This is a genomic window from Mesorhizobium sp. M0077, assembly GCF_040322955.1.
Classification (GTDB): domain Bacteria; phylum Pseudomonadota; class Alphaproteobacteria; order Rhizobiales; family Rhizobiaceae; genus Mesorhizobium.
In genome coordinates this window covers 629,138-654,163 of the sequence record NZ_JAMYUL010000001.1, presented here as the reverse complement: position 1 = coordinate 654,163, position 25,026 = coordinate 629,138, and the positions used below count along the sequence as shown (strand labels likewise).

30 protein-coding genes are annotated in these 25,026 nt (G+C 62.5%); 20 read left to right on the top strand and 10 right to left on the bottom strand.

From position 1 onward, the window contains the following. Positions 1-438 precede the first annotated feature (438 nt). The 3 genes from NKJ57_RS03160 (at position 439) to NKJ57_RS03150 (ending at position 1,836) form a co-directional block, all read left to right on the top strand. Complete coding sequence (locus NKJ57_RS03160; protein ID WP_006202520.1) at positions 439-651, top strand: cold-shock protein; 213 nt, start codon at positions 439-441, stop codon at positions 649-651. A gap of 354 nt (positions 652-1,005) precedes the next feature. Continuing rightward, positions 1,006-1,218 (top strand): cold-shock protein, encoded by a 213-nt coding sequence (locus NKJ57_RS03155; protein ID WP_023672019.1) that lies wholly within the window; start codon positions 1,006-1,008, stop codon positions 1,216-1,218. A gap of 192 nt (positions 1,219-1,410) precedes the next feature. After that, positions 1,411-1,836 carry a BA14K family protein gene (locus NKJ57_RS03150; protein WP_023672020.1) on the top strand — a complete coding sequence of 142 codons (426 nt, stop codon included), beginning with the start codon at positions 1,411-1,413 and terminating at the stop codon, positions 1,834-1,836. A gap of 68 nt (positions 1,837-1,904) precedes the next feature. Here NKJ57_RS03150 and NKJ57_RS03145 read toward each other — a convergent pair whose 3' ends face one another. The 3 genes from NKJ57_RS03145 to NKJ57_RS03135 all read right to left on the bottom strand — a co-directional run bounded on the left by NKJ57_RS03145 (position 1,905) and on the right by NKJ57_RS03135 (position 4,126). Next, positions 1,905-2,543 (bottom strand): MBL fold metallo-hydrolase, encoded by a 639-nt coding sequence (locus NKJ57_RS03145; RefSeq protein WP_352510485.1) that lies wholly within the window; start codon positions 2,541-2,543, stop codon positions 1,905-1,907. A 229-nt stretch (positions 2,544-2,772) separates the two neighbouring features. Further along, a complete protein-coding gene (locus NKJ57_RS03140) occupies positions 2,773-3,087 on the bottom strand; it encodes a hypothetical protein (RefSeq protein WP_023686110.1) in 315 nt (104 codons plus the stop codon). 145 nt (positions 3,088-3,232) lie between these two features. Next, positions 3,233-4,126 carry a branched-chain amino acid aminotransferase gene (locus NKJ57_RS03135; protein ID WP_023672023.1) on the bottom strand — a complete coding sequence of 298 codons (894 nt, stop codon included), beginning with the start codon at positions 4,124-4,126 and terminating at the stop codon, positions 3,233-3,235. Between the two features lie 244 nt (positions 4,127-4,370). Here NKJ57_RS03135 and NKJ57_RS03130 point away from each other — a divergent pair, with 244 nt between their 5' ends. The 4 genes from NKJ57_RS03130 to NKJ57_RS03115 all read left to right on the top strand — a co-directional run bounded on the left by NKJ57_RS03130 (position 4,371) and on the right by NKJ57_RS03115 (position 8,359). After that, on the top strand, positions 4,371-4,904 hold the full coding sequence (locus tag NKJ57_RS03130; RefSeq protein ID WP_023683723.1) for a MarR family winged helix-turn-helix transcriptional regulator: 534 nt from the start codon (positions 4,371-4,373) through the stop codon (positions 4,902-4,904). Next, a complete protein-coding gene (locus NKJ57_RS03125) occupies positions 4,891-5,610 on the top strand; it encodes a response regulator (protein ID WP_023672025.1) in 720 nt (239 codons plus the stop codon). The genes NKJ57_RS03130 and NKJ57_RS03125 overlap by 14 nt, the downstream gene beginning before the upstream one ends. A gap of 88 nt (positions 5,611-5,698) precedes the next feature. Then, positions 5,699-7,114: an ATP-binding protein gene (locus NKJ57_RS03120; RefSeq protein WP_023672026.1), complete on the top strand. Its 1,416-nt coding sequence runs from the start codon at positions 5,699-5,701 to the stop codon at positions 7,112-7,114. Positions 7,115-7,336: 222 nt separating this feature from the next. Continuing rightward, positions 7,337-8,359 carry a glycosyltransferase family 4 protein gene (locus tag NKJ57_RS03115; protein WP_023683722.1) on the top strand — a complete coding sequence of 341 codons (1,023 nt, stop codon included), beginning with the start codon at positions 7,337-7,339 and terminating at the stop codon, positions 8,357-8,359. A gap of 10 nt (positions 8,360-8,369) precedes the next feature. On the opposite strand, the gene NKJ57_RS03110 is transcribed toward NKJ57_RS03115, so the two are convergent. The 3 genes from NKJ57_RS03110 to NKJ57_RS03100 all read right to left on the bottom strand — a co-directional run bounded on the left by NKJ57_RS03110 (position 8,370) and on the right by NKJ57_RS03100 (position 9,854). Then, entirely contained in the window at positions 8,370-8,729 is a 360-nt protein-coding gene (locus tag NKJ57_RS03110) for a tRNA-binding protein (RefSeq protein WP_023672028.1), read from the bottom strand. Between the two features lie 6 nt (positions 8,730-8,735). Beyond that, entirely contained in the window at positions 8,736-9,236 is a 501-nt protein-coding gene (locus NKJ57_RS03105) for a type III secretion system chaperone family protein (protein ID WP_006202532.1), read from the bottom strand. A 315-nt stretch (positions 9,237-9,551) separates the two neighbouring features. Further along, complete coding sequence (locus NKJ57_RS03100) at positions 9,552-9,854, bottom strand: accessory factor UbiK family protein (RefSeq protein WP_352510484.1); 303 nt, start codon at positions 9,852-9,854, stop codon at positions 9,552-9,554. 155 nt (positions 9,855-10,009) lie between these two features. On the opposite strand from NKJ57_RS03100, the gene NKJ57_RS03095 reads away from it, so the two are divergent. The 10 genes from NKJ57_RS03095 to NKJ57_RS03050 all read left to right on the top strand — a co-directional run bounded on the left by NKJ57_RS03095 (position 10,010) and on the right by NKJ57_RS03050 (position 18,091). Then, on the top strand, positions 10,010-10,168 hold the full coding sequence (locus NKJ57_RS03095; protein ID WP_245259839.1) for a hypothetical protein: 159 nt from the start codon (positions 10,010-10,012) through the stop codon (positions 10,166-10,168). An 82-nt stretch (positions 10,169-10,250) separates the two neighbouring features. Further along, the gene (locus tag NKJ57_RS03090) at positions 10,251-10,490 is read left to right on the top strand and encodes a BrnA antitoxin family protein (RefSeq protein WP_023683720.1); all 240 of its coding nucleotides are present in this window, start codon (positions 10,251-10,253) and stop codon (positions 10,488-10,490) included. Positions 10,491-10,593: 103 nt separating this feature from the next. Then, positions 10,594-11,478, top strand: a complete 885-nt coding sequence (lgt, locus tag NKJ57_RS03085) for a prolipoprotein diacylglyceryl transferase (protein WP_023713942.1) — start codon at positions 10,594-10,596, stop codon at positions 11,476-11,478. After that, complete coding sequence (locus NKJ57_RS03080) at positions 11,475-12,539, top strand: class I SAM-dependent methyltransferase (protein WP_031237653.1); 1,065 nt, start codon at positions 11,475-11,477, stop codon at positions 12,537-12,539. The genes lgt and NKJ57_RS03080 overlap by 4 nt, the downstream gene beginning before the upstream one ends. A gap of 151 nt (positions 12,540-12,690) precedes the next feature. After that, the gene (gene pgeF / locus NKJ57_RS03075; RefSeq protein ID WP_023705898.1) at positions 12,691-13,485 is read left to right on the top strand and encodes a peptidoglycan editing factor PgeF; all 795 of its coding nucleotides are present in this window, start codon (positions 12,691-12,693) and stop codon (positions 13,483-13,485) included. Further along, positions 13,485-14,636 (top strand): M24 family metallopeptidase, encoded by a 1,152-nt coding sequence (locus NKJ57_RS03070; RefSeq protein WP_023683716.1) that lies wholly within the window; start codon positions 13,485-13,487, stop codon positions 14,634-14,636. The genes pgeF and NKJ57_RS03070 overlap by 1 nt, the downstream gene beginning before the upstream one ends. 55 nt (positions 14,637-14,691) lie before the next feature. Beyond that, positions 14,692-15,288 carry a hypothetical protein gene (locus NKJ57_RS03065; protein WP_352510483.1) on the top strand — a complete coding sequence of 199 codons (597 nt, stop codon included), beginning with the start codon at positions 14,692-14,694 and terminating at the stop codon, positions 15,286-15,288. A 141-nt stretch (positions 15,289-15,429) separates the two neighbouring features. Next, positions 15,430-16,365: a ribose-phosphate pyrophosphokinase gene (locus NKJ57_RS03060; RefSeq protein WP_023686119.1), complete on the top strand. Its 936-nt coding sequence runs from the start codon at positions 15,430-15,432 to the stop codon at positions 16,363-16,365. A 92-nt stretch (positions 16,366-16,457) separates the two neighbouring features. Beyond that, positions 16,458-16,973 (top strand): hypothetical protein, encoded by a 516-nt coding sequence (locus NKJ57_RS03055; protein ID WP_023670049.1) that lies wholly within the window; start codon positions 16,458-16,460, stop codon positions 16,971-16,973. 146 nt (positions 16,974-17,119) lie between these two features. After that, the gene (locus NKJ57_RS03050; protein ID WP_023695796.1) at positions 17,120-18,091 is read left to right on the top strand and encodes a Bug family tripartite tricarboxylate transporter substrate binding protein; all 972 of its coding nucleotides are present in this window, start codon (positions 17,120-17,122) and stop codon (positions 18,089-18,091) included. A gap of 35 nt (positions 18,092-18,126) precedes the next feature. Here NKJ57_RS03050 and NKJ57_RS03045 read toward each other — a convergent pair whose 3' ends face one another. Next, positions 18,127-18,999: an AraC family transcriptional regulator gene (locus tag NKJ57_RS03045; protein ID WP_352510482.1), complete on the bottom strand. Its 873-nt coding sequence runs from the start codon at positions 18,997-18,999 to the stop codon at positions 18,127-18,129. A gap of 203 nt (positions 19,000-19,202) precedes the next feature. Here NKJ57_RS03045 and NKJ57_RS03040 point away from each other — a divergent pair, with 203 nt between their 5' ends. Then, entirely contained in the window at positions 19,203-20,447 is a 1,245-nt protein-coding gene (locus NKJ57_RS03040; protein WP_023670046.1) for an MFS transporter, read from the top strand. Between the two features lie 141 nt (positions 20,448-20,588). Then, a complete protein-coding gene (locus NKJ57_RS03035; RefSeq protein ID WP_352510481.1) occupies positions 20,589-21,503 on the top strand; it encodes an alpha/beta fold hydrolase in 915 nt (304 codons plus the stop codon). A 99-nt stretch (positions 21,504-21,602) separates the two neighbouring features. Here the strand turns inward: NKJ57_RS03035 and NKJ57_RS03030 are convergent, their stop codons facing one another. Further along, positions 21,603-22,445, bottom strand: a complete 843-nt coding sequence (locus tag NKJ57_RS03030; protein ID WP_156929740.1) for an alpha/beta fold hydrolase — start codon at positions 22,443-22,445, stop codon at positions 21,603-21,605. A gap of 150 nt (positions 22,446-22,595) precedes the next feature. Between NKJ57_RS03030 and NKJ57_RS03025 the strand changes: the two genes are divergently transcribed. Further along, positions 22,596-23,027, top strand: coding sequence for a MarR family winged helix-turn-helix transcriptional regulator (locus tag NKJ57_RS03025; protein WP_023670043.1), 432 nt, complete (start codon positions 22,596-22,598; stop codon positions 23,025-23,027). A gap of 22 nt (positions 23,028-23,049) precedes the next feature. Here NKJ57_RS03025 and NKJ57_RS03020 read toward each other — a convergent pair whose 3' ends face one another. Together NKJ57_RS03020 and NKJ57_RS03015 are read right to left on the bottom strand one after the other, a co-directional pair. Then, positions 23,050-23,811 carry a glutamine amidotransferase gene (locus NKJ57_RS03020; RefSeq protein WP_023701577.1) on the bottom strand — a complete coding sequence of 254 codons (762 nt, stop codon included), beginning with the start codon at positions 23,809-23,811 and terminating at the stop codon, positions 23,050-23,052. A gap of 178 nt (positions 23,812-23,989) precedes the next feature. Continuing rightward, positions 23,990-24,991 (bottom strand): rhamnose ABC transporter substrate-binding protein, encoded by a 1,002-nt coding sequence (locus NKJ57_RS03015; RefSeq protein ID WP_023701576.1) that lies wholly within the window; start codon positions 24,989-24,991, stop codon positions 23,990-23,992. Positions 24,992-25,026: the final 35 nt, after the last annotated feature.

Genomic DNA, 25,026 nt, shown 5'->3' with positions numbered 1-25,026 from the left:
TGTCGATCCTCGCCATTCCCTTGCCAAATGCAACCCCCGTTTGCGGCGCGGGAGCCATGCGATGCCCGGCCCGCGCATTGGTTTGGCCTGGACCAGACCGCTGGACCATGCGTGGCCGGGCTCTGGCTGATGAACTCTTAAGAACCCAGGTTTATCGAAGCGCCTTCGTTGGGATGCGTCGATGGACGCGGCCCGCGGCGCTATCTTGCAACTATCACGTTTCCGTGCGATAAATTTTGTGTTCGGGCATTTGCGACCCGGAGAGCGGAACGTTTTGGACGACCTTTCCCCGATACTGTGAATCTCTGACGGCCCCGTTTTCGGCGGGGGGTTTTACCATGCGCGAATGCAGGACTGCCGAAGCAACCACCGGGACTTGCCCACGATGCCAGGCGGCGGGCAAACCATAAGACTGACACGGGTGAAGGAGTTTCCCCAATGGCCCAGACCGGCACCGTTAAATTCTTCAACGCGACCAAAGGCTTCGGCTTCATCACGCCCGACGGCGGCGCCAAGGATGTGTTCGTCCACATTTCCGCGATCGAGGCCTCGGGCCTGCGTACCCTCGTCGACGGCCAGAAGGTCACCTTCGACGTTGAACCCGACCGCATGGGCAAGGGTCCGAAGGCGGTCAACCTCCGCGCGGCCTGAACCGGCGGTGCCCGCGCGCCCGTCAGGGGCGCGCAAAAAAGCACTCAAGCGTGTTTGAACCGGCTCTGTCAGAGCCGTCCAGAGTTTCGAAGGCGCGACGTTTCTGGTCGCGCCTTTTTCATGTCCGCCGTCGCCGCAGGCAAAGGACGCTCTACCGGTCCATGGCGTGGCTGATCGCCGGAGCAATCGTCTGGCGCGAATTGCCTTCGGTGCAACAATCTATTTGACCAGCCTTCAGCGTTGCCGCCCTGGCCAAAACTTTCTCTTGCCGATAGCGCTAAAATAAAGGACAAATTTCCCTTCGGGCATTTGCCGGCCCGAAACTGGACTTTATGGGATCAAAGGGAGCTTCCCATGCCGCAGACCGGCACTGTCAAATTCTTCAATCATGCCAAAGGCTTCGGCTTCATTACGCCCGACGACGGGCAGAAGGATGTCTTCGTTCATATTTCGGCCGTGCAGGCTTCGGGTCTTTCCGGTCTGGAGGATGGACAGAAAGTGACATTCGACACCGAGCCGGACAAGCGCGGCAAGGGTCCGAAGGCCGTCAACCTGTCGGTCGGCTAAGCCGGCTCAAGACAGTCCGGACGGAGATTGACGAGGCGGAGCGCCTTGCGTACGCGCTTGGTTTTGCCGCAAGAACTGGATCGTATCAGCCAATTCCGTTCAGCCCCCGTTCAGCCACGGTCTTCTATTAATCGTCCCCTAGGCTGGACCGCATCCCCGAAAACTATCCGGGCCGGCACGAAGGAGACCAAAATGAATCGCATTTTCAAGACCGCCATCCTGGGCGCCGCTCTCGCCGCGACCACCCTCGCCACCTTGCCTGCCGCCAATGCCAAGGACTGGAACCGCTGGCATCATGGCCATGGTCGTCATCATAATGGCGACGCGCTTGCGGCCGGTGTCGTCGGCCTTGCGGCCGGCGCTCTGATCGCCGGTGCGCTGAGCAACCCGCAGCCGCGCTACAGCAGCTATGACGACGACTATGACTATCGCGAAGTGCGGCCGGCGCCGGTGCGCCGTTACTATGCCGAACCGCGGGTCGTCTATGCCGACCGCTATGCCGAGCCGTGGACCCGCGATTGGTACGAATACTGCTCGGACCGCTACCGGAGCTTCAATGCCCGCAGCGGCACGTTCACCGGCAATGACGGTGAGCAGCATTTCTGCGTCGCGAATTGAGGCTTCCCTGCCCCAAAAAAAGCGCTGACCGCAAGGCCAGCGCTTTTTTTGTTGGCAGAAAGACATCGCTAAGTCAGGAAGGGATTGGTCCGCCTTTCCTCGCCAAAGCGGCCACCCGGGCCGTGGCCGCAGATGAAGCCGATCTCGTCGCCGAGCGGCAAAAGCTTGTCCTTGATCGAGGCGATCAGCGCCGCATGGTCGCCGCCCGGCAGGTCGGTGCGCCCGACCGAGCCGCGAAACAGCACGTCGCCGACATGAGCGAACTTCGCCGCGCGATTGTAGTATACGACATGGCCGGGCGCATGGCCGGGGCAGTGCAGCACCTCGAACATATGTGAGCCGAACGAAACCGTCTCGCCCTCTGTGAGAAACCGGTCGGGCACGCAGTTGCGCGCCCCGGCAATGCCGTAGCGCTGGCCCTGGTTCTCGAGATTGTCGAGCAATAGCTTGTCGGCTTCGTGCGGGCCGATGATCTCGATGCCGAGTGCTTCCTTCAGCTCCATGGCGCCGCCGGCGTGATCGATGTGGCCATGGGTGATCCAGATCGCAGCGGCGGTGATCGCATTGTCCTTCAGCACCGCCAGCACCTTGTCGATGTCGCCGCCCGGATCGACGACGACGCCATGCTTGTCATCCATGTCGAACAGGATGGTGCAGTTCTGCTGGAAAGGCGTGACCGGCACGATGCCGGCATTGAGCTGACCCATGATTGTCCTTTCGCTGGTCCAGAGTGATGTAGAGGCGTGGGCGAAGGCCGTCCACTGCTGAAAGGCAAACAGTCCGTCCCAAACAGAAATGGGCGGCCCAACGGCCGCCCATTTGACGAAGCCTGAGTCTCGGGCAATTCCAGGAAAAGTGTAAAGCGGTTTTCCGTCCGGAATTGCGTAAAACAACAAACTAGATCATTCGCCGTGAAACGGTGAATGATCTAGAGGCTTACTTCTTCATCGCGCCCATGACCGCACCGATGATGCCGGTCAGGATGGCGCCGCCGCCGGCGCCGCCGAGCAGGTTTTTGAGGTTCAGCGTATCACCCAATCCGCCCGCTGCCGTGGCAGCCGCTGCCGGGTCGGCCGTGCCGCCGAGCAGGCTGCCGAGGATCGCCGCGCCGCCGACGCCGCCAACGGCGCCACCGATGATTTTGGTCAGCTGGCCCATCGCCGCATTCTTCAGCGCAACGCCGACCGCCTGACCACCGACAACACCTGCAATTACCTGTACAACGAGCGCAATGAGCGTATTCGTATCCATGTACCTAGTCCCTCCATAGCTGCCAGCCTCCCGGGCCGACACCATCATGAGACGCTGAATTATACGAAAGTCAAATGCACAGATGCTGAAATAAAGGGGCCGGCCTCAAAACCGCCCCTGCTTGCGAAAAAAGCTGTGACTTTCGTTATTCTGCGGCTATCGCATGCTTAGGTTGCACCGCAGCAGAATAGTCGTTCATCAAAGTCTTGGCGATCTCGCCGACCTCGAATCGGTACGGACCGATCTCGGAGACCGGCGTCACTTCCGCTGCCGTTCCGGTGAGGAAGCACTGTTCGAAGCCTTCGAGTTCCTCAGGCATGATGGCGCGCTCGACGACTTCAAGGCCGCGGTCCTTGGCGAGGCCGATGACGGTGCGGCGGGTGATGCCGTCGAGGAAGCAATCGGGCTTCGGCGTGTGGATCTTGCCATCCTTGACGAAGAAGATGTTGGCGCCCGTTGCTTCGGCGACCTGGCCGCGCCAGTCGAGCATCATGGCATCGGCATAGCCCTTGGCCTCGGCGGCATGCTTGGACATGGTGCAGATCATGTAGAGGCCGGCGGCTTTCGACTTCGACGGCGCGGTGCGCGGATCGGGCCGGCGCCATTCCGCCAGATCGAGACGGATGCCCTTAAGCTTCTGCGCCGGGTCGAAATAGCTCGGCCATTGCCAGATGGCGATGGCGCAGTTGATGCGGCTGTTCTGCGCCGACACCCCCATCTGTTCGCTGCCGCGCCAGGCGATCGGCCTGACATAGGCGTCCTGGAAACCCTGCTTCTTCAGAAGCGTGGTCGAGGCGTCATTGAGCTCGGCCACGGAATAGGGAATATTGAAGCCGAGCAGGCGCGCCGATTCATGCAGACGCTCGGTGTGCTCGTTGAGCTTGAAGATGGCGCCGCCATAGGCGCGCTCGCCCTCGAAGACGGCGCTGGCATAGTGCAGGCCGTGGGTCAGCACGTGGATCTTGGCATCGGCCCATTTGACGAACTCGCCGTTGATCCAGATGAAGCCGTCCAGTTGGTCGAAGGGAACGGATGCCATGGAAACCTCCCGCGGGCGGCGACCCGCACATCATTAGTGTTGTTCTTGTTGCGCGACAGCCGCGTCGGGCGGCCCTTGAAGCGTAAGCGGAGAATCGAACTCTGGCAAACTCAGGAAGTTCCGGAAAAACCGCACTCCCTTGCCTTTTCGTTCGCATTCAGCCGAAAAGCTTGTCAAAAATTACCATTGCGGGGAAATTACGTCAATAGTACTGACATAATTTCCCTCTATGGACGGAGAAATGATGACGGATCGAAGCCCAGCTGCCGGAAAACCGATCAAGACGCCGATCACCGACGAGGACGGCATCGACTTCGCCATCATCGAACTGTTCTTCTTTGCGTATCGCGATTTCACTTCCGATCCGGACCAGATCCTGGCCGATTACGGCTTTGGCCGCGCCCATCACCGGGTGCTGCATTTCGTCAACCGCCGGCCGGGACTGACGGTCGCTGAACTGCTCGACGTGCTCAAGATCACCAAGCAGAGCCTGGCGCGGGTGCTCAAGCAGTTGATCGACACCGACCATATCGTGCAATTGCAGGGTCCGCGCGACCGCCGCCAGCGGGAGCTCTATCCGACAGCCAAGGGGCGCGCCCTGGCGCTGGCCCTGGCGCGGCCACAGTCACGCCGCATCCGTGCTGCATTGGAAGATTCCGGAGCCAGCGAGCGTCCCTTGATCGAACGATTCCTGGAAGCCATGGTCAATCCGGAACTAAGGGCGCAGATCGACATTGTGCCTGCAAACATGTCAGGGAAAAGCCATGGAGACCATTGAGAGGGTGGACCAGCCGACGGCGCCGGACGATGACGCGCCGCATCTGCTTGTGGTCGACGACGACACCCGCATTCGCAATTTGCTCAAGCAGTATCTGACCGAAAATGGTTTTCGCGTCACAGTCGCCGGAAATGCCGGCGAGGCCAGGCGAAAGCTTGCAGGACTCGACTTCGACCTCCTTGTCCTCGACGTCATGATGCCCGGAGAGACCGGCGTCGACCTCACCAAGGCGCTGCGGGCGGAGAAGAACGTACCGATCCTGATGCTCACCGCGCTATCGGAAACCGACAGCCGCATCACTGGGCTCGAGGCCGGCGCCGACGACTATCTGCCCAAGCCCTTCGACCCGCGCGAACTGATCCTGCGCATCAATAACATTCTGCGCCGCGGCGGCCCGGCGACGACGCCCAAGGTCGAGCAGCTGGTCTTCGGCCCCTACACCTTCCAGATCGCCAGGCGCGAGCTGAAGCGGGGCGGCGAGGCGCTGAAGCTGACCGACCGCGAGCAGGAGATCTTGGCGATCTTTGCCGCGCGGGCCGGCGAAACGATCCCGCGTCACGAGCTTGTCGGCGACGATTCGGAAGTCGGCGAGCGCACCATCGACGTCCAGATCAACCGCCTGCGCCGCAAGATCGAGCGCGATCCGTCCAATCCGGTCTGGCTGCAGACGGTGCGCGGTATTGGGTATCGGCTCAGCGTGGAATAGAATGCCGCTGACGGCCGCCCTTGGCCATAGATGTGTGGCCATCGACCAGCGGCATCGACCAGCGGCCATTGACCCAGCGAAAGGACAAATGGCGACCACGCAACTGGAACGGCCGGAACAGGGCGGCTTTGGCGCGCGCGTATCACGCGCGCTGAAAGCAATGCCGCGTGCCTGGAAGCGGTTCTGGCGGCTGGTTGCGTTCTATATGCCCAAGCGGCTTTATGCCCGCTCGCTGATCATCGTCATCGCGCCGATGATCCTTCTGCAGTCGGTCGTCGCCTTCGACTTCATGGAACGCCACTGGGCAACCGTGACGCAGCGCCTGTCGCAGGCCACCGTGCGCGACATCGCCGCGATCATCGACATGATCGAGACCTATCCGCACGATGGCGACTACGCGAACATCATCCGCATCGCCCAGGACCGCATGCAGTTGAAGGTCGACCTCTTGCCGCCCGACCCGTTGCCGGCGCCTGGACCCAAGCCCTTCTTCTCGATCCTTGACGACGTCCTTTCCACCGAGATCACCCGCCAGATCAACCGCCCGTTCTGGATCGACACGGTCGGCAATTCCAACATCGTCGAGGTCCGCATCCAGCTCGAGGGCAAGGTGCTGCGCGTCTTCGTGCGCCGCAGCCAGGCCTATGCCTCCAACACCCACATCTTCCTGATCTGGATGGTCGGGACGTCACTGGTGCTGCTGACGATTGCCATCCCCTTCCTTCGCAACCAGATCCGGCCGATCCTGTCTCTGGCCGAGGCCGCCGAAAGCTTCGGCAAGGGCCGGCCGATGCCGCGCGATTTCCGCCCACGCGGCGCCGAGGAGGTTCGCCGGGCCGGCTTTGCCTTCATCCAGATGCGCGAGCGCATCGAACGCCAGCTGGAACAGCGCACCGCCATGCTGACCGGCGTCAGCCACGATCTCAGAACCATCCTCACCCGCTTCAAGCTGCAGCTGGCGCTGGCCGGCGGCAAGCCCGAGACCAAGGCCGCGCTCAACCAGGACATCGACGACATGCAGTCGATGCTGGAAGGCTATATCGCTTTTGCCCGCGGCGAAGCGTCGGAAGATGCCGGCCATTTCGATCTCGAGGCCTATTTCCAAAAGCTCGGCGAGGAGGCGTCGCTGCACAAGCGCAAGCTATCGACCGTGCTTGCCGGTGATCCGGACGTGCATGTGCGCCCGCACGCTTTCGCCCGGCTGTTGTCCAATGTCGCCGGCAATGCCTTGCGCTATGCCAAGACGGTGGAGATCAGCGCCGATCACGGCCGCGGCTCACTCGTCGTCACCATCGACGATGACGGTCCGGGCATCCCGCCGGAAAAGCGCGAGGACGTGTTCAAACCGTTCGTGCGGCTCGACGAGGCGCGCAACCTCGACGCCAGCGGCACCGGCCTTGGTCTCTCTATCGCCCGCGATATTGCCCGCAGCCATGGCGGCGACATCATGCTGGAAGACAGCCCGCTCGGCGGCCTGCGGGCGGTGATCAAAGTGCCCGCCTGACCAAAGCATGATCTGGAAGTCGGGCTCGGCCAAAAACCACCTTCATCCGCGCGTCATGAAACCATGGTCAAGAGCGCGCATGAAGCGCGCGACCTCAGTTGATTCGGCTCAGCCGCCTTACTTCGACCTCGTGCCTGCCCGGGTGCGGTGGAGCGAAGCGAGGGCAGCCGGGCCGTACCGCTATCGCATCAAGGCAACCGTCGACCCGAGCAAAGGACCGCCATGCGCATCCTGATGGTCACCGACGCCTGGCGGCCGCAAGTCAACGGCGTCGTCCACACGCTGGAGCGGCTCACCGAAACGCTGAAAACCTTCGACGTTGCGGTCGACTTCCTGACCCCGAACATCTTTCGCACCTTGCCGTTGCCGACCTACCCCGACATCAGGCTGGCGCTGACCACGCCCGGCCATGTCGCGCGGCTGATCGAGGCTCGCAAGGCCGACCATATCCATATCGTCACCGAAGGCCCGCTCGGCATCATGGCGCGGCGCTATTGCCGCAATGCCGGCCGTCCCTTCACCACCAGCTATCACACCCGCTTTCCCGAATATCTCAGCGCCCGCCTGCCGGTGCCGGAGAGCTGGGCCTATCGCTGGCTGCGTGATTTCCACAATTCCGGACAAGGCACGCTGGTCGCCACCCAGTCGCTGGCGGAGGACCTTGCGTCGCGAGGCTTCACCAAGCTCAGGCCGTGGACGCGGGGCGTCGACACCGATCACTTCCGCCCCGACAAGAAGAAGGACCTCGGCTTCCCTGGCCCGGTATTCCTGTGCGTCGGCCGCGTCGCCATCGAGAAGAACCTGAGCGCCTTCCTCGATCTCGACTTGCCCGGCAGCAAGGTGATCGTCGGCGAAGGACCGGAACTGGCCAGGCTCAGGGCGAAGTACCCGCAGGCGCATTTCCTCGGCCATCGCCCGAACGATGAGCTGGCCGAGATCTACGCCTCGGCTGATGTTTTCGTCTTCCCCAGCCGCACCGACACGTTCGGCAACGTCATCATCGAGGCGCTGGCCAGCGGCACGCCGGTGGCCGCCTATCCGGTCACCGGACCGATCGACATTGTCGGCGACGGCATCGGCGGCGCGGTGTCGACCGATCTGCGCGAGGCCTCGCTCGCCGCGCTCAATGTCGACCGCGCCGAGGCGCGCGAACGCGCCATGCGCTACAGTTGGAAAGCCTGCGCCGAAATGTTCATGGACACGGTCGAAGAGGCGCTGAGCACAAGGCGCAAGCTGGCCGCCTGACGCAATCTTCCTAAAACAACCTGCCGCCGTCCGGCACCTTGCGCTCGATGGCGCCAAGGACCACGGCGCCTTCCTCATCAGGGAAGCCGAGCGTGAGCACTTCGGACATGAACGGACCGATCTGGCGCGGCGGGAAATTCACCACCGCAAACACCTGCCGTCCCACCAGCGTTTCCGGCGCATAGTATTTCGTGATCTGTGCCGAGGATTTCTTCACGCCGATCTCAGGGCCGAAATCGATCTTCAGCTTGAAGGCGGGTTTGCGCGCCTCGGGGAAAGGCTCGGCCTCGACGATCGTGCCGGCACGGATGTCGACACGATCAAAATCGGCAAAGCTGATCTCGGGCTTGCGCGCGCTGCTCGAACTCATGGAAGCTCAAGCGTTGCCATAGGTCTCGAACAGGACACCGGCCAGCGCATCCTTGGCCGAGGTTCCCGACCAGACAACGAACTGGAAGGCCTGGAAATAGCATTCGCAGGCTTCAAGCGCCGACGACAAAAGCACCTCGACCTGCTGGCTCGACGGTTCGACCCCGCCGGCAAGCAGCAGCGACTGGCGAAACATGATCGCGCCCTCCTGCTCCCAGAGATCGAAATGGCCAAACAGCATCTGCTCGTTGATCAGCGACAACAGCCGCATCACTTCCAGCGCGCGGGCTTCCGGCACCTTGATGTCGAAAGCACAGGCCAGATGCAGCGCCTCGAAATCCTCCATCCATGAGAAGGAGACGTGATAGTCGGTCCAGCTGCCGGCAACCGAGATCGAGATTTCGTCATCGCCGGCCCGTTCGAAGGACCAGTCATTGTTATGGGCGACCTGCTCGATGACATCCACCGGATGGATTTCGCGGGAGAATTCGAGTTCGAGAAGTTCCATGGAATGCTTCCTGTGTTCAGGGGAGCGCCACACGCTCCGCGGGGCACACACGACGAACAATTTGTCTTGAACTCGGACGGCCAGGACTTCACGACACAAAGACCCCGGACCGGACCCCACCGCCCGGCCGCATGACCCTGCTCCGAATCATGCAACAAATTCAGTCTATTGATCGGGAGTCGCGTGAACAGCCTAATTTTTCGCACTGCGTCATCAGCATGTGGAAAGGCGCTGTCACAAAGATTCATGCATTGCCGGTAAACGATTCACGGCAAAGCACTTTTTCGGATTGTGCTTTGTGGAAAAGTTTAAATTTTATTTTTTTGCTTTGGGCTTTGCCGCAGCCGCAGGTGCGGCCTGTCCGGTCAATTCGGCAAGCCTGGCCTCGAGCGCGTCGATGCGGGCGGCCAGCCTGGTGTTTTCTTCGCGGGCCTTGGCAGCCATCTCGCGGGCAGCCTCGAACTCCTCGCGCTGCACCACATCCATGGTGTTGAGGATGCGCTCGGCCTGCCCCTTGAAGGCAGTCTCCACCTCGCGGCGCACGCCTTGTGCGGCACCCGCAGCATCGGTCATCAGCTTGGCGAATTCATCGAGAATGCGGTTCGGTCCGGTTGACATGGCAAATCCTCGCTTGCTCGAATTGACGTAGTGGCACTGCCTGCGGAATGCAAGAACGTTGAAGCTGGTGCGGCTTCATGTCGGACGCGATTTGGCTCACGGTCCGGCCGACAGATTGCTATTATCGCAAATGGATTCTTGGAACGACGGTTGCCGTGACGGACAGTGCGGACTTGGAGAAGCGCTTTGCAGCACTCGATGCAGCACTCGCAAAGGGCATTTCGGATGCCGATGCGGGCCGGGTCAAGCCTGGCGACGAGGTGCTGGACAGGCTTGAAGCCAAATACAGGGCAATGGCAGAGAGAACCAAGTGAAGTTACTGGTCTTCGCAGACCAGCGGCCTAGTTTTCCTCACGACTTGCTCAGGCAAGAGTCACTCTCATTCAGGATCAACCAATGGCAACGCCCCCGCGCCGACCGACCAATCCGATGGAAGCCGCTGAAGCGGCCTTCAAGCCGGTCAAGAAACCCGCGCCTCCCATTCGCGAACCCTCCGCCGCACCAAACGTTCGCGAGCTTGTCTCGATCAGGATCGATCGCGCCGTGCTCGACCATTTCCAGGAAGATGGCCCCGGCTGGCAAGACAGGATCAACGATGCGCTCAGGCAATTGGTCGCCGGCAAGCCGCAGGGTTGAGCCCATTATCTCTGACGATCAGGCTGTCGTCACCTTGCCTTGACCCAGCCAAAACCCTGCCGCATGGTCCGCGCCCTAACGCGAGCCCTCCCAGGAGATCCTGTTGAACGACTATTTCCCGCTGCCGATGGCGTCGCTGTCCTTCCCCAACATCGACCCGATCCTGGTTCAGATCGGCCCGCTGGCTGTGCACTGGTACGGCATCGGCTATATCGTCGGCATCCTGTTCGCCTGGTGGTACGCCAAGCGGCTCGTCACCAACACAAGGCTGTGGCCTGATGGCGTCTTGCCGATGAAGCCGATCGACCTCGACGATTTCATCGTCTGGGCCGCCGTCGGCGTCGTGCTCGGCGGACGCACCGGCTATGTGCTTTTCTACGATTTAAAGCGCTATATCGACCACCCGCTCGACATCTTCGCCGTCTGGCAGGGCGGCATGTCGTTCCATGGCGGCCTGCTTGGCGTCATCCTCGCCATGACGCTGTTTTCCCTCAAGCGCGGCATCCGCACCTGGACGCTGTTCGACGTGGTGGCAGCCGGCGTGCCGGTCGGGCTCGGCCTCGTCCGCATCGCGAACTTCGTCAATGCCGAACTCTGGGGTCGCGTGACCGACGTGTCGTGGGGCGTCGTCTTCTGCAACGAGCGTCTCCAGCAGACCGTGGCGGGTTGTGTCGCGGGCCTGGAGCCTCGCCATCCGAGCCAGCTCTACGAAGCGCTGCTCGAGGGCGCGGTGCTGTTCCTGGTCCTGCGCTTCCTCACCCATTCGCGGCTGAAGCTGAAGACGTCGCGCTTTGTCGGCGGCGCCTTCATTTGCGGCTACGGCCTGTCACGCATCTTCGTCGAGTTCTTCCGCGAGCCCGACCAGCAGCTCGGCTACCTCCTCGGCGGCTGGCTCACCATGGGCATGGTGCTGTCGCTGCCGATGGTGCTGGCCGGCATCTGGGCGATGGCCACCGCCAAACCGGCGCCGCAACCACAGCCGGCATGACACGGCTGAAGACCCGCATCGTCGACCTGATCGGCGCGCTCGGGCCCCTCCCCGTCAACGAGTACATGGCGCTCTGCCTTTTCGATCCCAGCGACGGCTACTACACCACGCGCGAGCCGTTCGGCGCCGCCGGCGACTTCGTCACCGCACCCGAGATCAGCCAGATGTTCGGCGAACTCGTCGCCGTCTGGCTCTATCAGGCCTGGCTGGCGATCGGCCGACCGCTGCCGGTCACCATCGCGGAGATCGGGCCTGGCCGCGGCACGCTGATGAAGGACATGCTTCGCACCCTGACGCGGCTCGATCCGGCTATCGCCGCCGGAGCGTCCTTCGCTCTGGTCGAGACCAGCCCGCGGCTAACCGAAATCCAGAAGCAGACGCTTGCCGAAAGTTCGGTTGAGCTCGGCTGGCACGAAACCATCGCCACGCTACCGCAGGCGCCATTGCTGATCGTCGGCAACGAATTGTTCGATGCCGTGCCGATCCGCCAGTTCATCCGCGCCGGCGCCGGCTGGCGCGAACGGGTGATCGGCCTCGATGTCTCAGACGAGTTGAGCTTCTTCGCCGGCGCTGGCTCGGTCGAGGCGACGCTGCTGCCGGAAGACGCCACCGAGGCGCCACAAGGCTCTATTTTCGAAATAGCACCGGCCCGCGCGGCACTGATGGCGACCATTGCCGAACGCATAGCCGACCACGGCGGCGCCGGGCTGTTCCCCGATTACGGCCATCTCCAGCCCGGTTTCGGCGACACATTGCAGGCCGTGCGCAGGCACGCCCCCGAAGATGTGCTGGCCAATCCCGGCGAAGCCGATCTCACCGCCCATGTCGACTTCGCTGCACTGGCCGCCGTCGTGCGGGCGCATGGCCTCGATGTGGAATTGGCGACGCAGGGCGACTTTCTGCTTGGCATGGGATTGCTTGAGCGAGCTGGCCAGTTGGGCAGCCAGGCAAGCCAAGAGGCACGACAAACCATTGCCGATGCCGTCGAGCGCCTGGCCGGACCCGACGGCATGGGCACGCTGTTCAAAATCCTGAAAATCCTGCCGCATCAGCCAGTCTGACCCTCAGAGATCGTTACAAGCCGTCCCGCGACGCCGCCTATGGTCGCATGCCTGCTTTTGGCCAATGCAAAGTCGACGCAGCAGCACTGTCGCAATCACTCGGCCGAACTTCGCCTTGACGAAAACGCCGGCGCGGACAACAAACCCATCCATGCTGAATCAGACCAAACCGGATCCTGTTCGCTCGCCGCTGCTGGAAGCGGCCAAGCCGCGAGGTATCCGCCATGGCTATTTCACCCGTATCGGCGGCGTCTCCGGCGGCATCTATCAGGGACTTAACATCGGCACCGGGTCGGATGACGATCAGATGCTGGTCGCCGAGAACCGCCGCCGCGTCGCTGCCTGGATGGGTGTGCCGGCCAGCCATCTCCTGACCGCGCATCAGGTCCACTCGCCCGATGTCGTTATTGCCAGGGAACCCTTTCCCGGCCCGCGGCCCAAGGCCGACGCCATCGTCACCGACCGGCCGGGCATCGCCATCGGCGCCTCGACGGCCGATTGCGGCCCGGTGCTGTTCGCCGATGCGCAAGCGCGCATCATTGGCGCTGCACACGCCGGCTGGAAGGGCGCTTTCACCGGTGTGCTTGAAAACACCATTGCCGCGATGGAAAGCCTCGGCGCCCGCCGTGAGCGCATCATTGCGGTTCTCGGTCCTTCGATCGGCCCCGACAATTACGAGGTCGGGCCGGAATTCGTCGCCCGTTTCGTCGAAGCCGATGCCGAAAACATCGGCTATTTCGCGCCTTCGGCCAATCCGGCGCATGCAATGTTCGATCTCAACCTCTATACGGTCGACCGGCTGAAGAAGGCTGGCGTGACCGCCGAGGGGCTTGGCCGCTGCACCTATGCCGAGGAGGATCTCTTCTTTTCCTACCGGCGCGCGACGCATCGCAAGGAACCGGACTACGGTCGGCAGGTTTCGGCAATTGTTTTGGAGAACGGATAATGGCGCTGCATTTCGAACGGTCGGAATTTGACGCCCGGCGTGACCGGTTGATGATCGAGATGACGGAAAAGAAGCTCGATGCTGTACTGCTTTTCGCCCAGGAGAGCATGTACTGGCTAACCGGCTACGACACGTTCGGCTTCTGTTTCTTCCAGTGCCTGGTTGTGAAGGCTGACGGCTCGATGGTGCTGCTCACCCGCTCGGCCGATTTGCGCCAGGCGCGCCACACATCGATCATCGACAACATCGTGCTGTGGACCGACCGCGACGGCGCCAACCCGGCGGTCGACCTGCGCAACCTGCTCAACGACCTCAATCTCCTCGGCGCCCGCATCGGCGTCGAATACGACACCCATGGCCTGACCGCCTTCAATGGCCGCCGCGTCGACGAGCAGCTGCAGACCTTCGGCCAGATCGCCGACGCCTCCGGTATTGTCGGCCGTCTGCGCCTGTTCAAGAGCCCGGCTGAAATCGCCAAGGCCGAAAAGGCCGCCAACCTTTCCGACGACGCGCTCGACGCGGCCCTGCCGCTGATCAAGCAGGGCGGCGACGAAGCGCTGATCCTTGCCGCCATGCAGGGCGCGGTGTTTGCCGGCGGCGGCGACTATCCGGCCAATGAATTCATCATCGGCTCGGGCATCGACGCGCTGCTCTGCCGCTACAAGGCCGGGCGCCGCAAGCTGACCAAGAACGATCAGCTGACGCTCGAATGGGCCGGCGTGTTCCATCACTATCACGCGCCGATGATGCGCACCGTGCTGACCGGCAAGGCGTCGAAGCGCCATCAGGAGCTGTTCGACGCCGCCCGCGCGGCTCTTCTGGCGGTCGAGAAGGCGATGACGCCCGGCAACACCTTCGGCGACGTCTTCGACGCGCATGCCCGCACGCTGGAGGCGCACAGCCTGACCAAGCATCGGTTGAACGCCTGCGGCTATTCCGTCGGCGCCCGCTTCACCCCGTCCTGGATGGATATGCCGATGTTCTACCAGGGCAATCCCGAGCCGATCGCGCCCAACATGACATTGTTCGCGCACATGATCATCATGGACTCCGAAACCGAGACGGCGATGACGCTTGGCCGCACCTACCTGACCACCGAATCCCAGCCGAAGCCGCTTTCGCGCCATGATCTCGACTTGATCGTACAGTGAATCCATAATGGTTGGTCCACGCGGGGGCGTTCGCGACTAAGGAGTTTTCGGGCAGATGAGACGATCGCATGTGACGACCGTGTCATTGCTCGCAGCGCTTGTGCTGGCCGCTTGCACCAATGCCAAGGACGTCCTTGAGCCGTCCGCCATCACGCCGCCGGCAGCCTCGGCCCAACCGGCTCAGCCCTTGGCTGCCCCGGGCATCGCGCCCGCCGCCACACCAGCGCCGGCCGTCGGCGCCACGACACCCGCCAACCCCGCGCAGAGCGCCGCCGCTTTGTCGAAGACCCGGCTGCAGATCGCGCCGATCGTCGGCGCCTCGGTGGAAGCGGCAACGCCGCTGACGGCCGAACTGCAGACACGCGCCAAGCAGCGCGGCATCACCCTTGCCGGCAGCGCCGACCAAGCCGCCACCCATGTGCTGAAGGGCTACTTCTCGACGATGACGGAAGGCAAGGACACCACCGTTATCTATGTCTGGGACGTCTATGACCCCGCCGGCAACCGGCTACACCGCATCAATGGCCAGCAGAAGGCGCCCTCGGTCAATGCCGCCGAAGGCTGGCCCGCGGTTGCACCCGCTACCATGCAGGCGGTCGCCGACCAGACGATCGACCAGTTCGCGGCCTGGCTCGGCGGCAGCGCCGGCTGATCCGCCTGTTACCGGCTTCCGTTCACTGTTGACGTTTTTGAGATTAGCCGGCGGATTCCCGTCAACGAGGCTTGCAATACCGGCACGGCTCGCTACAAGCCCGATTAAGAGGACCTCCCCATCCTTCGCCAGGAACGGTGCATGAAGCTTTTCGCGGGCAATTCCAACCGGGTGCTGGCCGAAGCGGTCGCCCGCTATCTCAATGTCCCGCTGGGCAAGGCCAGCGTCAGACGCTTCGCCGATCAGGAAATCTTCGTCGAAATCCAGGAAAACGTGCGCGGCGAGGATGTCTTCATCCTGCAGTCGACCTCGTTCCCGACCAACGATCATCTGATGGAACTGCTCATCATGATCGATGCCTTCATGCGCTCCTCGGCCAAGCGCATCACCGCGGTCATCCCATATTTCGGTTACGCCAGGCAGGATCGCCGGGCCTCGGGCCGCACACCGATCTCGGCGAAGCTGGTCGCCAACATGATCACCCGCGCCGGCGTCGACCGCGTCTTGACGCTCGACCTCCATGCCGGCCAGATCCAGGGTTTTTTCGACATTCCGACCGACAATCTGTTCTCGGTGCCGGTGATGGCCCGTGACGTGAAGGCAAAATACAAACAGCTTGCCAATGTCGTCGTCGTCTCGCCCGACATCGGCGGCGTGGTGCGCGCCCGCGCGCTCGCCAAACGCTTCGACGCACAACTGGCCATCGTCGACAAGCGCCGCGAACGTCCCGGTGAATCCGAAGTGATGAACATCATCGGCGCGGTCGCCGGCAAGGATTGCCTGCTGATCGACGACATCGTCGATTCCGGCGGCACGCTGTGCAACGCCGCCGATGCGCTGCTCGCCAACGGCGCTACCAGCGTCACCGCCTATATCACCCACGGCGTGCTGTCGGGCGGTGCGGTCGCCCGCATCAGCGGCTCGAAGCTGCAGGAACTGGTGATCACCGATTCCATCCAGCCGACGCAAGGCGTGCTCGACGCCCCGAATATCCGCGTCATCTCCATCGCCGACCTGATGGGCGAGGCGATTTCGCGCACAGCGACCGAAGAGTCCGTGTCGAGCCTGTTCGATTAATCCATGTTGCCCAAAAGCGTGCCCCCGGGCCTGGCTCGGGGGTAATCTCGTTTTTGGAATCTGCCCCAAACCGTCGTGAAAGGAGCCAGCTGATGCGCAATCGAATCAAGGCTGCAGGCATCGCAGGAATGCTTCTCGCAATCGGCATCGCCAGCGCGGCCTATGCGCCGACAATCGCTCCGGTTTCGACCGCGCAGGCGCAAACGGAATATCTTCCCACCGAAAAGGATTTCATCGGCAAATGGAGCATCGCAGGGTCCGCAATCCGGCCACCGCGTGATCTGAAAGAGCCGGCGAAGCCCGACCAGGAAGCGGCTGCGACCGAATTTCAGCAGACTGTGACCGCCTTTTATGGCGCCTTCGACTATCTGGAGATCACGGCGGACGGCCGCTACAATTTTCACCAACCGGGTGACCCGGCATCGGGGCCTTGCGTCTGGTGCGGGACATGGTCGTTCAAGAACGATTCCGTGTGGCTCGAACTGGACACGGCACCCAGGCTCGACATCTACACCGAGGGCGGCGACATGCAGATGACCTACACGGCCGAGCCTGAAGAGACGTCACGATACAAATGGCTTGTTTTCAGCTGGACCAAGGCTGATTGAACTGAGGGGTGAGGCGTTCTCGCGCACGCCAACCGAAGCATCGGTGTCAAGCCCGATCTCCTGAGGCGGGCAGTCAGTCCATGGTTGCATTGTGCGAGGAGTTCACCATGGCCATACTGCCCCTCCAATCAACGGAGGAGTAGCAGATGCGGCGTAGGACTTTGCTCGGGCTCGCGGTTTCCATTGCAGCCACCCTTTCAGTACCGGCGGCCTGGGCCGCCGATTTTCCGGACCGGACCATCACCATGGTTGTCCCCTTTTCCGCCGGTGGCTCGACGGATCTGGTCGCGCGCCTAGTCGCCAACAAGATGTCCGAAAAGCTGGGCCAGCAGATTGTCGTCGAAAATGTCGGCGGCGCCGGGGGCAGCATCGGCGCTGCCCAGGTCGCCCGAGCCGAACCGGACGGCTACACGATCCTGATGGGCACGGTCGCAACCCACGCGCTCAACCCGCTGATCCTGAAGACAAAGCCCTACGATGCGGAGAAGGATTTTGCGCCGATATCGTTGCTCGTGCTGGTGCCAAACGTCCTGGTCGTGAACCCTGAATTCCCTGCCAAGGACGTCAAGGAACTGATCGAGATGCTGAAGAAGGACCCGGACAAATATGCCTACGCCTCATCAGGCAATGGCACCCCGCTCCATCTCTCCGGCGAGCTTTTCAAGACGATGGCCGGCGTCAGCATGCAGCACATTCCCTACAAGGGCGCCGGACCGGCCTTGAACGACGTTATCGGCAATCAGGTGCCGATGATGTTCGACAACCTCCCCTCTTCATCGGGCCATATCAAGAGCGGGACGCTGAGAGCGCTTGGCGTCACCACCAAGGAGCGCGTTCCCTCCTTCCCCGACATACCGGCCATTGCCGAAACCATTCCCGGCTATGAAACCTACAGCTGGAACGCTCTGTTCGCGCCCGCAGGCACGCCGCCGGAGGCCGTCGCCGTTCTTCAGAAGGCGGCAGTTGAAGCCCTGAAAGACCCTGATGTGATCGCCCGCATGGCCCAGTTCAGCGCCTCGATCGTGGCCTCCACCCCGGAAGAGCTTGGAGTGCATGTGAAGGCCGAACTCGCCAAATGGGAACCGATCGTCAAGGCCAGCGGCGTTCAGCTGGACTAGGGCCTACGGCAAAGTACTGCGGGCTTTTCCTGGCGCTACGGCGCCGGGGCCTCAAGTCGGGGCTGAGCCCGCCGCATGCCTTCGTCGCGGGCGCCGCGCATATAGCCGCGCGGCGAGGCGCCAAGCATGCGCTTGAACATGGTTATGAATGCCGGCACGCTGTCATAACCGAGGTCGAGCGCCACCCTGGTGATCGGCTCGCCATCGGCGAGCCTGGGCAGGGCCGCAAACAGGCAGGCCTGCTGGCGCCAAGTCGACAAGGACAGTCCGGTCTGGCGCTGGAAGGCGCGGGTGAACGAACGGCGGCTCATGCCTGCGGCATCCGCCCACTCGTCGATCGTGGCGTGCGGCGAAGGTGCCGCGACAAAGCGTCGGCAGAGCGCCGCCAGCTTCGGGTCGGACGGGAACGGCAGCCCGAGCGGCCGTTCCGGCAAGGTCGGGATCTCGTGCAGCAAGAGGTTCATGATCAGCCCGCCGCGGCCTTCCAGTTCGCTGCCTTGCGGCAGCTTTTCCGATTCGACGATCAGGCTGTGCATCAGCTCGGTGATGCCGACGACGCGCAAACCTTCCGGCAGGCCGGGGATAGCGCCCGGCATGACATAGACCGAGCGCATCGAGACGTCGCCCAGCATTTCGACGGAATGCTCGGTGCCGGCCGGTATCCACATTGCGTGGTCGGGCGGCACCATCCAGCGCCCGTACCTGGTCGTCACCAGCACGACACCGACCAGCGCATGCAGCAGCTGGCTGCGGCTGTGGCGGTGTTGCGGCACGAGGTAACCGTCGGGATATTCGGTCGGCAAAGCCACCGCCGGCCCGGAAACCTCCTCCAGCCACTGCCAGCGGCTTTCGTGCAATCGGCCGAGATCGGCATTGCCGGCGCGGAAGATGTCCCTGCCATGTGGCATCGGCTATGGCCCACTTGCGAAACTATTGGACCAAACCACGAAAGAAGTCGCCTGGCAAGCGGCTTATAAGGCAGCCATCCCCAAGGCGCTCCGCAGGGGCGTCGCCCAAGCGCTTCAGACGAGCGTCCTTAAGGCGGTCCGCGGGAGCGGCCGCCAAGCCTGCCTGCGGGCAAACACCCGCCAAAAAGACCTCGGAGCCTGCCTTGACCGATACGACAGCCACCAGCATTGCACCGCAGCCAAGCGCCAGCCTCCCTTCAGCCCAGGCGACCGCCTTCACCGTCATTCTGGCGGTGAGCTTTTGCCACGGCATCAACGACATCATGCAATCGCTGCTGCCGGCGATCTATCCGCTGCTGAAAGAGAACTACGGTCTCGATTTCTGGCAGATCGGTCTTTTGACCTTCACGTTCCAGGTCACGGCGTCGCTGCTGCAGCCGGTCATCGGCATGATCACCGACAAGCGGCCAATGCCCTATTCGCTGCCCTACGGAATGGCGTCCTCGCTGATTGGCCTGATCGTGCTCGCCTATGCCGGCCACTATGCGCTGCTTCTGGTCGGCGCCTCGCTGATCGGCATCGGCTCGGCGATCTTCCATCCGGAATCCTCGCGCATTGCCCGCTTTGCCTCCGGCGGCCGCTTTGGCCTGGCGCAATCTTTGTTCCAGGTCGGCGGCAATTTCGGCCAGTCGATGGGGCCGCTGCTCGCTGCCTTCATCGTCGTGCCCTTCGGCCAGACCAGCATTTCATGGTTCGCCGTCGGGTCTCTGATCGGCATCATCGTTTTGTCGCGGGTCGGCGGCTGGTACAGCCGGATGCGCGCCGCGCAAGGTAATCGCAAGGCAGCAAGCTTCGTCTCGCCCTTCCCGCGCAAGAAGGTGATGGGAGCGCTGGCGGTGCTGACGCTGCTGGTGCTGACCAAGAACGCTTACATCGCCTCGCTCTCCAGCTACTACACCTTCTATTCCATCCATAAATTCGGCGTTTCGGTGCAGATGAGCCAGGTCATGCTGTTCCTGTTCCTTGGCGCCTCGGCGCTGGGCATCCTGCTCGGCGGCCCGTTCGGCGACCGCTATGGCCAGAAGGCGATGATCTGGTTCTCGATCGTCGGCGTGCTGCCGTTCACGCTCGCTTTGCCCTACGCCAATTTCGAATGGACGATGGTGCTGACGGTGCTGATCGGGCTGATCCTGTCCTCGGCCTTCTCCAACATCGTGGTGTTTGCCCAGGAGTTGGTGCCGGGACGTGTTGGCACGATCGCCGGGATCTTCTTCGGCTTCGCCTTCGGCATGGGCGGCATCGCCGCAGCCGTGCTCGGCGTCGTCGCCGACATGAAAGGCATCGATTTCGTCTTCCAGATCTGCTCGTATCTGCCGCTGCTCGGCCTGCTGACGGTGTTCCTGCCCAACATGAAGGAAGCCAGGAAGGCGCAGGCGGCGGCCAGATAAAACCGGTCGATTTTGCGGATTTGACGCAGGGCGCGGCATTGCTGCGCCCTCTGTGATTCTTTCACCATGCGCTGGTTGAAAAGCCTGCTAGAGATAGTCATCAACGAAGGCTTGGGGCCTTCGACGTCTCTGGGGGATGACATGCGCAAGATCGTATTGGCCGTATTGGGTGTGCTTCTTGTTACCTTGCCGGCGACGGCACGCATCGTTCCTTTTCCGCCGGGTTTCAAGACGCAGTCCGTCGAAACCAACGGCACCAAACTCTATGTGCGCGTTGGCGGCAAGGGTCCCGCCGTCGTGCTGCTGCACGGCTTTGCCGATACCGGAGACATGTGGGGCGCCGCGGCCATCGCCCTCGCAAAGGACCACACCGTCATCGTGCCGGACCTGCGCGGCATGGGTCTGTCGGCCCACCCGGAAGCGGGCTACGCCAAGAAGAACCAGGCCGTCGACATCGCCGGCGTGTTGGATGCCCTGAAGATCGACAAGGCAGATCTCGTCACCCACGACATCGGCAACATGGTCGGCTATGCGCTTGCCGCGCAATATCCCAAGCGCATCACCAAATGGGTCATCATCGATGCGCCGCTGCCCGGCATCGGCGATTGGGAAAAGATCAAGCAAAGCCCGCTGCTTTGGCACTTCAACTTCCGCGGCCCGGATATGGAGCGGCTGGTCGCAGGGCGCGAGCGCATCTATCTCGATCGCTTCTACAACGAACTGTCGGCAGACCCCAAGAAGATCGACGAGGCCACGCGCAAGCACTACGCCAGACTCTATGCCCGCCCGCATGCGATGCATGACGCTTTCGAGCAGTTCAAGGCGTTTGACCAGGACGCGATCGACAACCAGGCGATGCTTGCCGCCGGCGGCAAACTGACCATGCCGGTGCTGGCTGTCGGCGGTGAAAAATCCGCCGGCACCACGCAGGCCGATCTCCTGCGGCTTGTTGCGACCGATGTCACGAGCGGCATCGTGCCCGACTCCGGTCACTGGATCATGGAGGAAAACCCCGACGCGACCGTCAAAGTGATCACTGGTTTTCTCGATAAATAAGGCACCGCCTCGCTGACATTTCGATGAAAGCAAAGGCACCCGCCCGGCGGCGGGTGCCTTGCTTATCCGACTGGACGATGTCTATTCAACTGAACGGTTCTACGCCTTGAAGAAGGCCAGGAGGTCGGCATTGATGACATCGGCATGGGTCGTCGCCATGCCGTGCGGGAAGCCCTTGTAGACCTTGAGCTCGCCCTTTTTGAGCAGCTTGACAGCCAGCAGCGCGGAGTCGGCGATCGGAACGATCTGGTCGTCGTCGCCATGCATCACCAGCACCGGCACGTCGATGGCCTTCAGATCGTCGGTGAAGTCGGTTTCCGAGAACGCCTTGATGCAATCGTAATGCGCCTTGGTGCCGCCCATCATGCCCTGGCGCCACCAATTCTCGACGACAGCCTGCGACACCTGGGCGCCGGGGCGGTTGAAGCCGTAGAACGGGCCGGCCGCAACATCGTGGAAAAACTGGGCGCGGTTGGCTGCCTGGGCGGAGCGGAAACCGTCGAAAACCTCGATCGGCAGGCCGCCGGGATTGGCCGCCGTCTTCAGCATGATCGGCGGCACCGCGCCGAGCAGCGCGGCCTTGGCGACACGGCCGCCGGAGCCGTACTTCGCGACATAGCGGGCCACTTCGCCGCCACCGGTAGAATGGCCGACATGGATGGCGTCCTTGAGGTCGAGATGCGCCGCAAGTTCCGCGACATCGGCGGCATAAGTATCCATCTCGTTGCCGGTATCGGTCTGGGTCGAGCGGCCATGGCCGCGCCGGTCATGGGCAATGACGCGGTACCCCTTGGACAGGAAGAACAGCATCTGGGCGTCCCAGTCGTCGCTGCTCAGCGGCCAGCCGTGATGGAAGACGATGGGTTGTCCCGTTCCCCAATCCTTGTAGAAAATTTCGGTGCCGTCCTTGGTGGTGATCGTGCTGCTGCCGGGCTTGGTCATCTCGCTCTCCATTGATTGCTTCCGCGATAATCAATATCGCGATAACCATATGACTAGCGCAGGTCCAAATCCTTGTCTACAGAAAATATGTACCGCGATATCATTTTTCGTGGTACATATTGGTGTGCTCAGTCGGCAAAGGAATGCCTCGTGCCTCTCCCGTTGGACAACCAGCTCTGTTTCACGCTTTACGCCACCAGCATGGCAATCAACCGCACCTACAAGCCCATGCTGGACGAGATGGGCATCACCTATCCGCAATACCTCGTGCTGAACGCACTTGCCGAAGCCGGCGGGATGTCGGTCGGCTCGATTGCGCACAGGCTCGCTTTGGAATCGAGCACCATCACGCCGCTGGTGAAGCGCATGGAACAGGCCGGTCTCGTCACCCGCCAGCGCAGCCAGACGGACGAGCGCCAAGTGCAGGTCGACCTGACGCCTGCCGGCCGCGCGCTGCTCGTCCAGTGCAACTGCCTCAACGAAACCCTGATCGAACGCTCGGGCATGACGATGGCTGATCTCGATGCCTTGAATCGGCGGATCCAGGCGCTGCGCGAAGCGTTGAGCAGCAAGCCGGACTAGCTGCCCTACAAACACGCCAGGCTTAATCCTTGCCGGCCAGCCAGCGCACGACGTTGCCCATCAGCTTGCCGTAGAGCGGCCATCCCAAAAAGTCCTGCGACAGCCAGTGTGGGCCGATGTCGGTCGCCCACGCGACGGTGCGGCCACGGCCATGCTCACGAACCGCAAGCAGCGGCCAGTCCGTGCCGCGATACTGGCAAGTCGCCAGAAGCTGGGACGAGCCGTCGCGCCTGAAATCGAGTTTGTTCATGCCGAGGATCGGCGGCAACGGACCCGCGACACCGGCAAGGATCGGATGCGACGCCTGAAGGATCGACGGCTGCAGGCCTTGCGGCACTTCCAGCCCGTCCGAGAATGGCAGGCAGCGCACGGGCAGCACGTCCTCGACCGGGGTGTCGTGGAAACGCGCCGTGCCGAACATGCCTTGGAACCCCATATAGCCGCCGGCCAGCATCAGCCCGCCGCCGCCTTCGACATAGGCCTTGAGGACGTCGAGGCGGTTGACGCCGATGCGCCCGGCGCGGGCCTCCGGCGTGACCAGCAAGGTCAGCGCGCCGACATCGGAGATCACCACCGCCTGGTATTCGGCCAGCGCGTCGAGGTCATACGGAAATTCGGCCGCACAGCGATCGCCACCGATCTGCGTCACCGCTATGCCCTCTGCGGCAAGGGCGGCATTGAAGGCCGTCGCGCCATTCACCCATGTCGCACTTGTCAGAACGTCGCCGCCGGCAGCGACCGACGTCGTCGCCGCGAAGGTCTCGCCTGCCAGCAAAAGTTTCATCGTCGCCCTCACGCTTTTCGACTGAGGATTGAAAGGCGAGCGCCGGCTCGAGCCGGCGCCCGCAAAGCCTTGGGAGGCTTAGAACAATTCCAGGAAAAGTGTGACCGGTTTTCCGTCCGGAATTGCGTAAAACAAAGGGATAGAGCGGTTCGCCGTTTCCGTGAAACGGTGAAACGCTCTAGAACTTAAACTCGGCCAGATTTTCCGGCGTCACGATCTTGGCCGGGCCGAGGATCAGTTCGCCGCTGGCCCCGATCGTGTATTCGCCGAGCCTGCCCGCCGTGAACTTCTCACCTTCCTTGCCGGTGATCTTGCACTGCGCCAGCGCCTGGGCCGCCTGATAGGTCAGGTAGCCGAGATCGGTGACATTCCACCAGATGTCCTGGGCGGCGCCGTCCTTGATGTATTTCGAAATCAGAGTGGCCGGCGCAAGGCCGGTCAGCTTGACCTTGCCGATCATGCCGGCTTCCTCGAGTGCGCGCGCGGCCGCCGGAAGGCCTATGCCTGCCGGCACGATGATCACCTTGAGATCCGGAAACGCCTGCACCAGCGCCAAGGCCTGCTGCTGGTTGACCTGCTCGCTCTCCTCGCCATAGGCGACCTGCACCAGTTTCATCTTGGCGTATTTCGGCTCTGCCGCCATCTTCGCCTTCATGAAGTCGATCCAGGCGTTCTGGTTGGTCGCCGTCGGCGTCGACGACAGGATGGCGAACTCGCCTTCGCCGCCGCTGAGGTTGAATGCGCTTTCCAGCATCATTTCGGCCAGACTGTCGCCCTTCACCTGGTTCACGAACACCGCGCGCGCATCGGCCGCGACGTCGGAATCGTACGATATCACCCGGACGCCTTGCTGAACGGCGCGCTTCAGCGCAGGCGCAACCGCATTGGCGTCGTTGCCGGCAATAGCGATGACCCCGACCTTCTGCGACACAAGGCTGTTGATAAATTCGATCTGTGCCTCGGCCGTCGCCTGCGACGGGGCGACCTGGGTGGCGGTGCCGCCAATTTCCTTCGCAGCCTCCTCGGCGCCGCCGAAAGCCACCTTGAAGTAGGGATCGGTGTCGAGCTTGGGCAGGAAGCCGACCGTTACAGGTTCCTTGGCGCATTCCTGGCTGTATGCCAGCGAGGCCGGCGCAAGCAGAACCGCGGATGCGAGCAGGGCTATTCTAAACGCTTTCATTGTGTCTCCTCCGTCAGAATTCGGGCTTGAAGAAA

Excerpts from the sequence above, each read along its gene's own strand:
- NKJ57_RS03160 (WP_006202520.1), top strand. The coding sequence starts at position 439 with ATGGCCCAGACCGGCACCGTTAAATTCTTCAACGCGACCAAAGGCTTC.
- NKJ57_RS03155 (WP_023672019.1), top strand. The coding sequence starts at position 1,006 with ATGCCGCAGACCGGCACTGTCAAATTCTTCAATCATGCCAAAGGCTTC.
- NKJ57_RS03150 (WP_023672020.1), top strand. The coding sequence starts at position 1,411 with ATGAATCGCATTTTCAAGACCGCCATCCTGGGCGCCGCTCTCGCCGCG.
- NKJ57_RS03145 (WP_352510485.1), bottom strand. The coding sequence starts at position 2,543 with ATGGGTCAGCTCAATGCCGGCATCGTGCCGGTCACGCCTTTCCAGCAG.
- NKJ57_RS03140 (WP_023686110.1), bottom strand. The coding sequence starts at position 3,087 with ATGGATACGAATACGCTCATTGCGCTCGTTGTACAGGTAATTGCAGGT.
- NKJ57_RS03135 (WP_023672023.1), bottom strand. The coding sequence starts at position 4,126 with ATGGCATCCGTTCCCTTCGACCAACTGGACGGCTTCATCTGGATCAAC.
- NKJ57_RS03130 (WP_023683723.1), top strand. The coding sequence starts at position 4,371 with ATGACGGATCGAAGCCCAGCTGCCGGAAAACCGATCAAGACGCCGATC.
- NKJ57_RS03125 (WP_023672025.1), top strand. The coding sequence starts at position 4,891 with ATGGAGACCATTGAGAGGGTGGACCAGCCGACGGCGCCGGACGATGAC.
- NKJ57_RS03120 (WP_023672026.1), top strand. The coding sequence starts at position 5,699 with ATGGCGACCACGCAACTGGAACGGCCGGAACAGGGCGGCTTTGGCGCG.
- NKJ57_RS03115 (WP_023683722.1), top strand. The coding sequence starts at position 7,337 with ATGCGCATCCTGATGGTCACCGACGCCTGGCGGCCGCAAGTCAACGGC.
- NKJ57_RS03110 (WP_023672028.1), bottom strand. The coding sequence starts at position 8,729 with ATGAGTTCGAGCAGCGCGCGCAAGCCCGAGATCAGCTTTGCCGATTTT.
- NKJ57_RS03105 (WP_006202532.1), bottom strand. The coding sequence starts at position 9,236 with ATGGAACTTCTCGAACTCGAATTCTCCCGCGAAATCCATCCGGTGGAT.
- NKJ57_RS03100 (WP_352510484.1), bottom strand. The coding sequence starts at position 9,854 with ATGTCAACCGGACCGAACCGCATTCTCGATGAATTCGCCAAGCTGATG.
- NKJ57_RS03090 (WP_023683720.1), top strand. The coding sequence starts at position 10,251 with ATGGCAACGCCCCCGCGCCGACCGACCAATCCGATGGAAGCCGCTGAA.
- NKJ57_RS03080 (WP_031237653.1), top strand. The coding sequence starts at position 11,475 with ATGACACGGCTGAAGACCCGCATCGTCGACCTGATCGGCGCGCTCGGG.
- pgeF (WP_023705898.1), top strand. The coding sequence starts at position 12,691 with ATGCTGAATCAGACCAAACCGGATCCTGTTCGCTCGCCGCTGCTGGAA.
- NKJ57_RS03070 (WP_023683716.1), top strand. The coding sequence starts at position 13,485 with ATGGCGCTGCATTTCGAACGGTCGGAATTTGACGCCCGGCGTGACCGG.
- NKJ57_RS03065 (WP_352510483.1), top strand. The coding sequence starts at position 14,692 with ATGAGACGATCGCATGTGACGACCGTGTCATTGCTCGCAGCGCTTGTG.
- NKJ57_RS03060 (WP_023686119.1), top strand. The coding sequence starts at position 15,430 with ATGAAGCTTTTCGCGGGCAATTCCAACCGGGTGCTGGCCGAAGCGGTC.
- NKJ57_RS03055 (WP_023670049.1), top strand. The coding sequence starts at position 16,458 with ATGCGCAATCGAATCAAGGCTGCAGGCATCGCAGGAATGCTTCTCGCA.
- NKJ57_RS03050 (WP_023695796.1), top strand. The coding sequence starts at position 17,120 with ATGCGGCGTAGGACTTTGCTCGGGCTCGCGGTTTCCATTGCAGCCACC.
- NKJ57_RS03045 (WP_352510482.1), bottom strand. The coding sequence starts at position 18,999 with ATGCCACATGGCAGGGACATCTTCCGCGCCGGCAATGCCGATCTCGGC.
- NKJ57_RS03035 (WP_352510481.1), top strand. The coding sequence starts at position 20,589 with ATGCGCAAGATCGTATTGGCCGTATTGGGTGTGCTTCTTGTTACCTTG.
- NKJ57_RS03030 (WP_156929740.1), bottom strand. The coding sequence starts at position 22,445 with ATGACCAAGCCCGGCAGCAGCACGATCACCACCAAGGACGGCACCGAA.
- NKJ57_RS03020 (WP_023701577.1), bottom strand. The coding sequence starts at position 23,811 with ATGAAACTTTTGCTGGCAGGCGAGACCTTCGCGGCGACGACGTCGGTC.
- NKJ57_RS03015 (WP_023701576.1), bottom strand. The coding sequence starts at position 24,991 with ATGAAAGCGTTTAGAATAGCCCTGCTCGCATCCGCGGTTCTGCTTGCG.